Source organism: Paenibacillus sp. FSL R5-0490 (assembly GCF_001956215.1).
GTDB lineage: Bacteria > Bacillota > Bacilli > Bacillales > Cytobacillaceae > Cytobacillus.
Genome location: NZ_MRTQ01000024.1, coordinates 67235 through 79050 on the forward strand (window position 1 = coordinate 67235; position 11816 = coordinate 79050).

An 11816-nucleotide genomic window follows, 5' to 3' on the forward strand; every position below is an offset into this window, starting at 1 on the left:
ATTTCTGTCTGGGTAACAGCCTACTCTTAAAATAAATATCTGCATACGCTAATACTGAAATTTATCCTGAGGAGGACTAGACATGCAGAATGAAGTGAATGAACTAATGCAGATTAGCCCAGATGATGACTTTAGGAGGCCATTTGGTTTTGGGAGACCTTTCGGGTTTGGCAGGCCGTTTGGTTTTGGGAGACCGTTTGGATTCGGAAGACCATTTGGGTTTGGAAGACCATTTGGATTTGGCAGGCCGTTCGGTTTTGGCTTCGGGTTTCCTTTCCTGGGAGGTCTGCTTTTGGGAAGTGCTTTAGCTCCGCCATTCGGATATGGTTATCCTTACCCATATTACGGTTATCCTTATTACTCATATCCTCCATATTACTATTATTAATCTCTTTATAAATAAAAGAGGAAGGAGCATTATTGCTCCTTCCCTGCACCAAGCTCTTCTGCCAATTCCACAATCGCTTTGTTGATTCTCCAGACGAAATAAAGATGATGAATCAAGTCACGCTGGGATTGCTGCCTTGGTGGTGCCATTCGTTCAATTTGTTCTCTTTCCCGGTCCAGACTATAGACAAGTGTGCCGTCTCCGCTTTCTTTGATCAGGTCCATTAATGTTTCAATATTTAATTCAAGTTTCTCCTCCATTCTTGTGAAAACATCGACCAGCTCATCAGGATAGTCGAATCCTTTCCGGTAGGAGGAAGCCACCAGATGTCTTGCATAGTAATTGATGGCTGAAAAAAGGGTGATCCATCTGTTAACGTCAGCATGGCGCGGAGATCCGGGTTTCTTTATCAGTGATTGCGCTTCGACGTTTATGGTTTTAAGCTTTTGATCCAATAAGAAGCCTTTGCCTGAAAGCTCCTTAACATTCACATCTTCCCGGAAGCTTCGCACATATGCCGTGACATACGGTTTCAGTTCCTGAAGATAATCATTTATCGTATCGGCCACTTTATCCTTCGTTTTTTTAGGAAAAATAAATAGAGATACGCCGAATGCAATGCCGGCACCGGCAATCGTATCGATAACCCTGGCACTGATAAGGGAGAATGATATTCCGCCAAGTAAAAGGTCATACATAAAAGCGACCAGCATCGTAATAAACATGCTCATTAATGTATAAGAGACTTCAAATAAATAAAAAGAGAAGAAAACTGCTGCAAAAATGAGCGTGATTTCCAGCACAGAATGGCCGCTGACCACTCTGGCAAGCGTAAATCCTATCACTGCCCCGATAATCGTTCCAACTGACCGCTGAAAACCTTTCGTATAAATGCGCCCGATTGATTCGGTTCCGAGCAGAACGATAAAGGCTGTTAAAAGAACCCAATAAGGCTGGTCAGGCGAAAGAATCTGTCCAGCAATGATGGATATGATGGCAGCAGTCAATGCCTGAAATGCTTTTTTGGTGGAAGGTTTGAGGCTCTTATCTTCTTTAGGTGATTCATCCTCATCGGGCGTCTCTTCAGATACTTCTATTTCATTGTCTTTTACTTTATGAAGCGCCTGCTGTATAGTTATGCCGCCCTCAATGACATGGTTTGCAAGGGACTCGATCCGCCTGATCAAGTAAAGCCATCCTGCCGGTTTGTCTTCCCTGTTGAACAAATCCATAATAAGCAGGCGAAGTGCCTGTACAGCAAGCTCTGCTTCACGAAGATTTTGTTCTTCATATTGATGGGCAAGAACTTCAGCGTCACGGAGAGAGCGGGTGACCCAGACCAGGAGGTTTCTCAGCTCTTCTATGTCAAGGGCATTCGCTTTTTTTAAGTTCCGGATGGAGTCAGTCAGCGTTTCAATCAGCATGCCTGTATCAAATATATATAATCTCAGCTGGGATGGGGTCAGCCCGGGCCATAATTTCTGCACATCATCCTCATTGATATACTCTGAAACGATTACAGCATAATCCCGGAGTTTCAGCACGTTTCTCCGCAATTCTTCCCGCTGATGAGCAGTCATACGCTCTTCCTGCATTCCCTCAATTAAGAGATTGAAGGTAAAATTACTTTGGAAATGAAAGGAGCGGATGCTTCTTTTCAGGTTTTTCGCGGTGTCCTGAAAAAGAATAAAATTGAACAGGAAAGCATACGCGACCCCAATCCAGATCCCGAAGTAAAAGGAAGGAAGCTGGCTGGCTGATAATTGCAGAATAGATGAGAAATAAAGTGTCATGAATGCGATCATGCATAATGAGAAATAGCGGACACCAAAGCGGGTCAAATAAAAGCTTAAAAATATTAATGCAACCATTGAAATATCGGTAAAGATTGTGCTTTCTGCCAGCAGTGAACCGATTGATACTCCTGCCATTGCTGAAAATCCAAGGAGGCCGGTTGTGAGCATTTTCCCTTTTTTAGAGTCATCCATCACAATCATGATGCCAAGCATGCCGGCCATTCCGGAAACAATTGCCGGAGTAAGGGCGAGAGCGGCATCTGCCCCAGCCAATTGCATAAGAAATAAAGTTGTAAATACCGACGCCATTAAACTTAATGTGGCTCGTCCGGCTTTTTGAAATCGGATAAGTCCGGGATCGGACGCCAGCAAGCTTCCAAGCCACCGGTGTTTGATTTGCATCTGCTTCATTGTTTCACCAATCTTTTTTTAGAGAGTTAAAGTGTATTTTACCATTCGTACTTTTATTATCCAAATGAACCAACTTAAGCTTTTTCTGTTTTTTAGGTTTTAAAATCGAACAAATGTTCTATAATAAAGTATGGAGGGATTTATTATGCCGCTAAAAGACAGAGGGAAAATAAAATGGCAGCCTGCTCACTTCATGCCGGAACACCGGGCGATGCTAAGAAAGCTGGAAAGAGATCAAATGGCGCAAAACAAGCCGCTCATTGATGAATATGAATTGGAGGAATATGAAAACAAAATTCACTATGCAATGGAATATGCTTATCTTTTGAAAGTAAAAGTCTGGCGGGAAGGATTTTTCCTCGAATACAAAGGAAGGGTAAACCGACTGGATGGCATCAGCAGAAAAATTTATCTGCAACTGGAGAGCGGGGATCTTGAGAAAATTAACTTTGATGAAATAGCCGGGGCGGAAGTGGAAGAATGAATAATATTTAATAATTGCAGCAGACTCGAGGAACTTACCTCGAGTCTTCATTTGGACCATGGACCGCAAACCTGGAGAAAATACAACCATTTTTTTCAATTTTTAGTTATAATGAAGAAGAGCCGCGAGGAGGGGCCGATAAGCAAAAGGTGAGAATGAGTGAATATTACATCAAACATTTTTTCGTTCTAAGGGGACTTATCAATGAATGAATTATTAATAGATTTAATTGATGATCTGCAAAAGTCAAACAGAGGCCATATTCTTTACCACTATGATCAAATGGATTGCTATATTCAAAATGCGGTCTCATACATAACGGCTGGTGTCAGATGCGGCGGACATGTTTTGTTTGTGGAGAATGACCGGAATTATTTTCTTATTGAAAAAGAATTAACTAATTTGTTGGGAAGAGAGGAATTAAGCAGGGTTCATTTTACGAATAATTTTGATTTTTATTACTCTAATGGTAATTTTAATCCTGATACAGTGTTCAACTTTTTTATTAAACATATTCAGCCTTATTTAGACAGCAGTTCTAAGATATTTACATGGGGTCTGGTAGAATGGGGTAACGTGAAGGACTACATTCCGCTAGTAGAACAATATGAAAAGAAACTAAGCAATGCCATTTCTGACCATGGACTGATCTCCCTGTGTGCGTATGATAACAGAAATACCCCTCCGGAACTAAAGGAGAATTTAATGCGCTGCCATGATGTGCTCATAACAGATAGAGAGTATAAATACCTATAAAATGTCTTTAGGAGAAACCGATGGAAAAGATCACATTTCAAGATATTTATAAAACGGGACACACTGTTCTGGAAAATGACCTATTTATTCATAACCATAATCCTGACATGCTCCTTCAGTATGACAGCAATTTTATTGCTTTTAAAAGAATGCCTTCCATTCAGGAGTTTGAAGAGGCACATCAATATTTAAGAGATTTTCATCAGAAAAAGGGCCAAAAGCATGTAAGATTTTATTATCCTCATGATGAGGAGCTTTCTGAAGAGCTTGTGGCTTTCTTTCAGCAGGATAAAGATTATACGGTTGGGTTCTTGGAATTATTTGCGATTCTTCCGGCTGATTTTCCGGAAGTCCAGGAAAGGGAAGAAATCAAAGTCGAATATGTTACGGATAAAACATGGAGCGATTATTTGGAATTTCAGTATGAGCAGGATTCGGTATATGGGGAAAAATTCGCAGAGAAAAAGAAAGCTCAGCACTTAAGAAATTACAAAGATGAAAGTATTCAGCAGCTTATTGCCTTTTATAAAGGAAAGGCAGCCGGATCTGTTGATGTCATTATTAAGGAACGAACAGCTGAAATTGATGGACTGATGGTCCATGAGGATTTTCAAAAAAAGGGCATCGGCAGCTCCCTGCAGAAATCCGTGATGGATCAGTATCAGGATAAAACGATCATTCTTGTGGCGGATGGAGAAGATACTCCAAAAGAGATGTACCGCAGGCAAAATTACCGGTATATTGGAAAGCAGTTTAACTTACTAAAAGTATACGAATGAAGGAATGCCTGGTTCAATGTGAGCCAGGTTTTTTTGTGTCAATAAAACATTGTTTTGCAGTGAAAAGCAGGAACTGTATTGATTTCGTGGTGAAAAACGGCGGATTTGTCGAAAAAACTCAGGAAAAAAAGAATAAAATAACATTTCTAACGTAACAGTGTTATGTTACAATCGTATCATCAGAAAGGAGTCCTGGAATTGAGCGATGAATTAATTTCAAAAAAAGAGGTATTGGATTTAACTGGTATTTCTTATGGTCAGCTTTACCGGTGGAAAAGGAAGAACCTGATACCTGAGGATTGGTTTGTCCGGAAATCAACTTTTACAGGGCAGGAGACTTTTTTTCCAAAAGAGAAAATCCTCGAGCGGGTTGAAAAGATACAGAAGATGAAGGATAGCCTTTCTTTGGATGATCTGGCTGATTTGTTTTCATTGAATGCAACGAATCTGAAGCTGCCAAAGGAAAGTCTGATGGCTAAAGGAATAGTTTCCGAGCCGGTTATGAATATCTTTCTGGACACACAGGGGGAGATTCACGAATTTAATTATTATGAGATTTTAAAGCTTTATATACTTTCCAGCCTGCTTGAATCGGGGGATATCCATATCGAAGAAGGGAAAATGCTCCTTCAGCTATTGAATGATCATCAAAAGATCCTGCAGCAGCCAAAAGCTGTGATCTGCTTCATTCGAAAACTCGGAATGTCCAGCTGCATTGCTTCAATGAACGAGGAACAGGTCCTTCTCGAAAAAGGGACAAAATTGGCTGCCGCTATATCGATAGAGCAATGTGCTGAGGAATTAAAATCCAAATTGGCCTAGGAGGAAATGCTGTGGAAATGAAAACACTGGGGAACTTAATCATTAATGGGGTTGGATCGGTTAATGGAGGAACTTTTAATAAAGTCGAAATCAATGGAAAGGGCACGGTAAATAGTGATGTAGAATGCGAGAAATTCTATTGCAACGGTACGGGCACGATCCATGGAAATGTAAAAACCGAAAAAGGAAAGATCAGCGGTGCAGCCAAGGTCCATGGAGCAGTTAAAGCTGAATCTTTAAGTATCAACGGATCCGCATCCATTTCAGAAGCTGTCCTAAGCCGAAAGCTTGAGGTAGCCGGGAGTTCCTCCATTGGAGGTTCTGTGAAAAGCGATGAAATGGTTGTGAATGGGAAAGCAAAGATTGCAGGAGACTGTGAAGCGGAGGTTTTCCGTGCTGAAGGGGCTTTTAAGATAGATGGTTTACTGAACGCAGAAACAATCGATATTAAACTATTTGGAGAAAGCAAAGCGAAAGAGATTGGCGGAAGAAAGATAAAAGTGGCACAGCATAGAGAAAGCCTGTTTAAATTGATCAAATCGCTCTTTCCCCTCAAGCTCGAGGCTGAATTAATTGAAGGCGATGACATTGAACTGGAAGGCACCTCAGCTCTTGTCGTCAGAGGCAAAAATGTCAAAATCGGCAAAAATTGCGAGATTGGACTAGTGGAATACTCCGGAGAATACGAATGTTCCCCAGACTCAGAGGTAAAAGAATCCCGGTTAATATAGAATAATGAATGCCTAACCTGATTGGTTAGGTTTTTTATTTAAAAGGCAAGATATTCATAATACCGGGGACACGGTTATTTTGATAGAGGGTCATTCAGAGGCGATCCTTGCAGGAACAGGAAGGATTCAATCAAGGTCCATTACAGAACCTACCACACAAACAGTGGTGAAGGGGCCAAAGGATGGATTTACGGAGAATTTAGGCACGAATATTTCGCTGATCCGTGCCAGAATACAAAATAACCAATTAAGAATTGAACAGACAAAAGCAGGGAAGGTGACCAAAACCGATATAGGCATTTTATATATGGAGGGCATAGCGAAAGAGGAAATTGTCAGGGAAGTGAAGGAAAGAATCAGTAAAATCGATATGGACAGTATACTGGACACAAATTATGTGGAAGAAGCCTTAAAGGACAACAGGAAAACGATCTTTCCGCTAATCTTCTCCCTGTGCGGAAGACAGGACAATTTTTATGCTTTGCCAGGATTCAAATACTGAATGGCCCTGCATATAATCAAGTGACACAATGAGGCCGATTGTACCGGCTAAGAGTGATAGGAGAATGAAAATAGCACGCATATGATTCACCCACAGGTATTAGGATATGTATTAGGTTTAACATGTTTTTTCTTTTATAAACTTAATAGGAACCGAGTGTGCCGGGAAATGACGACATGAATAAGGGATAAAAGCCTGTACTGCAGCATAATGTACAAATTTCGAAAAATATACTTTATTATTCATCGGAAAATAAATAAATTTTTTATTTATTGTAAGCGCTTTAAAGGGTTGAAGTTTTCAGAAGACTTTGATAAGATTTAAAAAACCGAAAAGGCTATGTGTAACTGGCGAGACGCGGATCACCGCGGGGGAGCACATGGTGTCGAAGCCGTTCGCCTGGGCAGAGGTAAGGGATTCTACCCTTGCCTCTTTCTGTTTTAAAATCTGACAAAGTTAGTTGAAAAGGGGAGAATCCAGTGAGTACCATGACTTTAGACAAAGTGAAGACGATTAAAACGCTGAATGCCATTGCGCCAAGCGGTCTTGAAGTGTTTAACAAGGATCATTTTACAATTGACAATGAAAGCGGCAATCCGGATGCGATTGTTCTTCGCAGCTTTAATATGCATTCGATGGAATTGGGCGATCGATTAAAAGCAATCGCCCGTGCAGGTGCAGGTGTGAATAATATCCCGGTGGAGAAATGCACTGAGCAGGGAATAGTAGTGTTTAATACACCTGGCGCCAATGCGAATGCCGTAAAAGAAATGGTGCTTACCTCCTTAATGGCTTCATCCCGGAATCTTTTTGCCGGAATCGCCTGGACTAAAACGCTGAAAGATGAAGGAGACCAGATCCCTAAGCTTGTAGAAGCAGGAAAGAAGCAATTTGTCGGTAAAGAAATTAAGGGGAAAACGCTTGGGGTCATCGGTTTGGGCGCAATCGGGGCACTTGTGGCCAATGATGCACTTGAGCTTGATATGGATGTCGTTGGCTTTGATCCATTTATTTCTGTCGACACGGCCTGGAACCTGTCCCGCAATGTTCAGCGTGCCATGAGCATCGAGCAGGTGTTTGCAGAATCTGACTATATCACTGTGCATGTTCCATTAACCGATGATACAAGGGAAATGTTCAATGAAGATACGTTTGACATAATGAAAAAGGGTGTTCACATCCTGAATTTCTCACGCGGAGAGCTTGTGAATGAAGCAGATATGGCAGCTGCCCTTGAAAGCGGAAAAGTGGGCAAGTATATTACAGACTTCCCAAATGAAAATATCCTGAAAATGAAAAACGCAGTGGCCATTCCACACCTTGGCGCATCAACGAAGGAATCGGAGGAAAACTGTGCAGTCATGGCAGCAAGACAGGTGAAGCACTTCCTTGAAACAGGCAATGTCAAAAACTCAGTGAATTTCCCAAATGCTGCTCTTCCTTACACAGGCAAGCGGCGTGTCACTGCTTTTCATAAAAACATCCCAAATATGGTCGGCCAAATCACACTTTCCATTTCAAGCTACCAGCTGAATATCGCAGACATGGTAAACCGCAGTCGCGGTGAATATGCGTACACCATGATCGATATCGATAACAAGGTGAATGGCGATGTGATCCCTGGACTGCTTGAACAGATTAATCAAATTGAAGGCATGATTACGTCCCGGATTATATAAGAAGGCCGCTGGAATTGTTAGAACCTGGAGGAACTTCGGACACAGAAGGCGGAAAAGGTTGTGTTTGAGCCGGAACCTGGGGGAACTTCGGACACAGGAAGCGGGAAAGGTTGTGTTTGAGTCGGAACCTGGGGAAACTTCGGACATAGAAGGCGAGAAACAGAGAGTTAGAGTCAGAAGCTGTGGCAACTTCGGACACAGAAAGCGGGAAACAGAGAGTTAGAGTCAGAAGCTGAAGCAACCTCGGACATAGAAAGGGAAAATCAAAGTATAAGAGTCCAAACCTAAACAGCCAGATTCCCTGGATCTCTTGCCGAAAGAATCAAAAAACAGACCTTCTCCAAGAGGTCTGTTTTTTGCATCCCAGGCTTTTGCGGAAGCAGTAATAATACCTTAATTACGATTTCACCTGATAATAACCCCTGCAAAAAAATGAGTTCTTCGGTTTCATGGCAATTAAAAATGAATTGTAGATATCCGAGGCGGAAATGAATGAGTTAAACCAGCAAATAAATAATAGAATTGTTTTAATATTCCCTGATACATAGAATGACAGAACGCCAGTGACGACTGATAATACAATAAAGGGCAAACTCATAAAAACCCAAAATCTCATTTTGGATAGAGTAGCATTTGTATTTAGCCAAAAATACATTCCGCTAAATGTTAAGCTAATATCGCCTTTTTTGCTGATAACCAAAATATGCAGACATTCGTGAACTAGGAAGACAAAGATACCTACTAGAATGAGGTAAATGATATTAATCCTGGAGAAACCTGTCTCAAAAAAAAAGGGTATCAGAAATATGATAATCTGGAGCAGATATACAAACTTCATATAATGCTTTCGATACCAATTACTCCTTATAAAAGGAGTCCATTCTGCCAAATTCATGCTAATCTGCGGTAAGTGGCGAAACCATGTGATGATAAGAGTTCCCTCCCTCATTTAATCCAGTATTTTTCACTAATTTTAACATAAAATTCCATTAATCCAACAAAAAAACGCACAGTAACTTAATTACTGTGCGTTTTTTTGACTTTAACAATTGGTTTATAATTTTTCCCCGGAGTAGTACTCGTCAATTGCCCGAAGCCAATTAACACGTGCAATATTTCCGGCCTTTTCTCTGTCTTTTTGTTCAAAAGCTTTTAATATATCTTCATGTTCTTCAATAGAACGTTCTTTTAAAATAATGGTTTTATTATAGTAGAGCCGCATGACATGAGCCTGCAGCATGGAAGCTGTATTCGAAATATAAGGATTCTGGGCAAGATCAATAATGATATTATGAAACTTCTCATCCTGCTTCAGAGCTGAGAAGGTATCTCCCGCCATAAGAGCTTTGGCGAATTTATGATTGATGTCCCTGAGAATATTGATTGTCTCCTGGCTGATCACAGGAGCTGCCAATTCTGCAGCAAGGGCCTGAAGTACGCCTAAAGGGGGCAGAATCTTGCTGATATCTTCCGGGTTAACTGAAGTGACTTGAGTTCCCACACCTGGGAACATTTCGACAAAACCCTGAACATTCAGGAGCTGAAGTGCTTCCCTGATAGGGGTACGGCTGACTCCTAATGCTTTGGCAAGGTCAGCATCATTCAATTTTTCCTTAGGCTGAAGTGTGCCGTCAATAATCCACTCCTGGATTTGAGAGAAGGCGCGATCTTTAGCGGATACACGGGTAGGTGATGAATAATTAGAGGGTATTGGCATAGCTGTGACCACCTTTTCATTTCTAGCAATTTTCCTGTGATGATATAGTTATTTCCAATATAATATATATTTAGTATATAGAAGTATCTTGAAAAATTCAATATATCGCATGATTCGACAAAAAGTTTATGCGATATATTGCATAAGTATTTTGAATATGTTATCTTGAGTTATGCAATATATTACTAGAGTACAAAAATAAAATTATTACCGCACTATAATTTCAGAAAATTTAAATTTGATAGATTGTTAGGTTTGAAGCCTTGTTAATAGGAGGAAATAAACATGACGAACAAAATACCATTCTCATTTATTGTGACAGTTGGTTTTATGCTATTTGCCTTGTTTTTCGGGGCAGGAAACTTAATTTTCCCTGCAATGCTGGGCCAATCGGCAGGAACGAATGTATGGTCAGCGAACGCAGGCTTCATTATAACGGGTGTGGGTTTGCCGCTGCTTGGCATCCTGGCTTTGGGATTCTCGGGAAAAAGTGATCTGCAATCGCTGGCAAGCCGTGTCAATCCATTGTTCGGACTTGCTTTTACAGTAGCCCTATACTTATCAATCGGTCCTCTTTTTGCCATTCCGAGAACAGCTACAGTGTCATACGAAATCGGCATTAAGCCTTATCTGGCAGAAGGAAACGGTTCAGTCGGCTTAATTATTTTTTCAATTATCTTCTTTGGAATTACAGCACTTTTCTCTTTGAATTCTTCAAAGATTGTTGATATCGTAGGAAAATATTTAACACCTATACTCCTAATTGTTATTGCAGTATTGATCGGTGCGGCCTTCTTTAATCCAATGGGAGCATTCCAGGCTCCAACTGAAGCCTATGTGAACGGTGCATTCTTTAAAGGATTCCAGGAAGGCTATCTGACGATGGATGCATTGGCAGCATTCGTATTTGGGATTATTGTTGTAAATGCTGTTAAGGAAAAAGGCGCTGCAACCAAGAAGGATATCATGGTATCCATCGCCAAAGCAGGTGTCATTGCTTCAGGTCTATTGGCAGTCATTTATACATCGCTTTCCTTTATAGGGGCGTCAAGTGTCAGCGGTCTTGGAGCATTGGATAACGGCGGTGCTGTTCTATCAGGTGCGTCTGCGCATTACTTTGGATCTTTGGGTGCACTGCTTCTAAGTGTAATTGTGTTTGGTGCTTGTCTGACTACCAGCATCGGTCTGATTACAGCTTGCTCTTCATACTTCAATAAACTGATGCCAAAAGTATCTTATAAAATGTTCGTAGTTGTTTTATCCATAATCAGCGCGGTTTTTGCCAACTTTGGATTAAGCCAGCTGATCGCTATTTCCGTACCTGTATTGGTGGGAATCTATCCATTGGCGATTGCACTGATGGCTCTTACTTTCCTTCATCCGATTTTTAAAGGCAGGAAAGAAGTTTATCAGGGAAGCATGCTTTTCACATTTGTGGTAAGTTTGTTTGATGGCTTGAACGCAGCAGGCATTACTTTTGCGCCAATCAATGATCTATTTAGTGCAATCCTTCCTTTGTATGATGTTGGTTTAGGCTGGATTGTCCCGTCCTTGGCAGGCGGTCTGATCGGTCTTGCAGCTGCAGCAATAAAGGGCGGCAGCCAGTCACATTCTACTGAAGCGAAAAATGCAGCATAATAATGTGTGCGACCTCCAGTTTTCAACTGGAGGTTTTTTTGTGTGCCAGGCATGTTCATTAACTTGGCGGTGAAAGTCCGCTATGGGCGTTGGGATATGCGAACCATTAGCTG

General features: G+C 41.2%; 13 protein-coding genes and 1 riboswitch. Of the genes, 9 read left to right on the plus strand and 4 right to left on the minus strand.

The window, feature by feature from the left end:
- Positions 1-94: 94 nt before the first annotated feature.
- Entirely contained in the window at positions 95-388 is a 294-nt protein-coding gene (locus BK139_RS18655; RefSeq protein ID WP_440231490.1) for a hypothetical protein, read from the plus strand.
- 29 nt (positions 389-417) lie between these two features.
- On the opposite strand, the gene BK139_RS18660 is transcribed toward BK139_RS18655, so the two are convergent.
- Positions 418-2595 carry an FUSC family protein gene (locus tag BK139_RS18660; RefSeq protein WP_286149055.1) on the minus strand — a complete coding sequence of 726 codons (2178 nt, stop codon included), beginning with the start codon at positions 2593-2595 and terminating at the stop codon, positions 418-420.
- Positions 2596-2740: 145 nt separating this feature from the next.
- Here BK139_RS18660 and BK139_RS18665 point away from each other — a divergent pair, with 145 nt between their 5' ends.
- From BK139_RS18665 to BK139_RS18695, 6 genes are all read left to right on the plus strand, one after another.
- On the plus strand, positions 2741-3079 hold the full coding sequence (locus tag BK139_RS18665; protein WP_076261786.1) for a YolD-like family protein: 339 nt from the start codon (positions 2741-2743) through the stop codon (positions 3077-3079).
- A 204-nt stretch (positions 3080-3283) separates the two neighbouring features.
- On the plus strand, positions 3284-3835 hold the full coding sequence (locus BK139_RS18675) for an MEDS domain-containing protein (protein ID WP_076261792.1): 552 nt from the start codon (positions 3284-3286) through the stop codon (positions 3833-3835).
- Between the two features lie 20 nt (positions 3836-3855).
- Positions 3856-4614: a GNAT family N-acetyltransferase gene (locus tag BK139_RS18680; RefSeq protein WP_076261795.1), complete on the plus strand. Its 759-nt coding sequence runs from the start codon at positions 3856-3858 to the stop codon at positions 4612-4614.
- Positions 4615-4812: 198 nt separating this feature from the next.
- Entirely contained in the window at positions 4813-5436 is a 624-nt protein-coding gene (locus BK139_RS18685; RefSeq protein WP_076261798.1) for a YhbD family protein, read from the plus strand.
- Positions 5437-5453: 17 nt separating this feature from the next.
- Complete coding sequence (locus BK139_RS18690) at positions 5454-6167, plus strand: polymer-forming cytoskeletal protein (protein WP_076261823.1); 714 nt, start codon at positions 5454-5456, stop codon at positions 6165-6167.
- A gap of 52 nt (positions 6168-6219) precedes the next feature.
- Entirely contained in the window at positions 6220-6669 is a 450-nt protein-coding gene (locus BK139_RS18695; RefSeq protein ID WP_083675408.1) for a spore germination protein, read from the plus strand.
- Here the strand turns inward: BK139_RS18695 and BK139_RS24615 are convergent.
- Positions 6607-6750, minus strand: coding sequence for a YczF family membrane protein (locus BK139_RS24615; protein ID WP_483310649.1), 144 nt, complete (start codon positions 6748-6750; stop codon positions 6607-6609). The two genes, BK139_RS18695 and BK139_RS24615, sit on opposite strands and share 63 nt — an antisense overlap.
- A 252-nt stretch (positions 6751-7002) precedes the next feature.
- A riboswitch (ZMP/ZTP riboswitch) is annotated at positions 7003-7081 on the plus strand.
- Positions 7082-7148: 67 nt separating this feature from the next.
- Between BK139_RS24615 and BK139_RS18700 the strand changes: the two genes are divergently transcribed.
- Positions 7149-8348, plus strand: coding sequence for a phosphoglycerate dehydrogenase (locus BK139_RS18700; RefSeq protein ID WP_076261802.1), 1200 nt, complete (start codon positions 7149-7151; stop codon positions 8346-8348).
- 397 nt (positions 8349-8745) lie between these two features.
- Here the strand turns inward: BK139_RS18700 and BK139_RS18705 are convergent, their stop codons facing one another.
- A complete protein-coding gene (locus BK139_RS18705; RefSeq protein WP_076261805.1) occupies positions 8746-9243 on the minus strand; it encodes a DUF3267 domain-containing protein in 498 nt (165 codons plus the stop codon).
- A gap of 159 nt (positions 9244-9402) precedes the next feature.
- Entirely contained in the window at positions 9403-10065 is a 663-nt protein-coding gene (locus BK139_RS18710; RefSeq protein WP_076261807.1) for a GntR family transcriptional regulator, read from the minus strand.
- A gap of 285 nt (positions 10066-10350) precedes the next feature.
- On the opposite strand from BK139_RS18710, the gene brnQ reads away from it, so the two are divergent.
- On the plus strand, positions 10351-11703 hold the full coding sequence (gene brnQ, locus BK139_RS18715; RefSeq protein ID WP_076261810.1) for a branched-chain amino acid transport system II carrier protein: 1353 nt from the start codon (positions 10351-10353) through the stop codon (positions 11701-11703).
- Positions 11704-11816 lie beyond the last annotated feature (113 nt).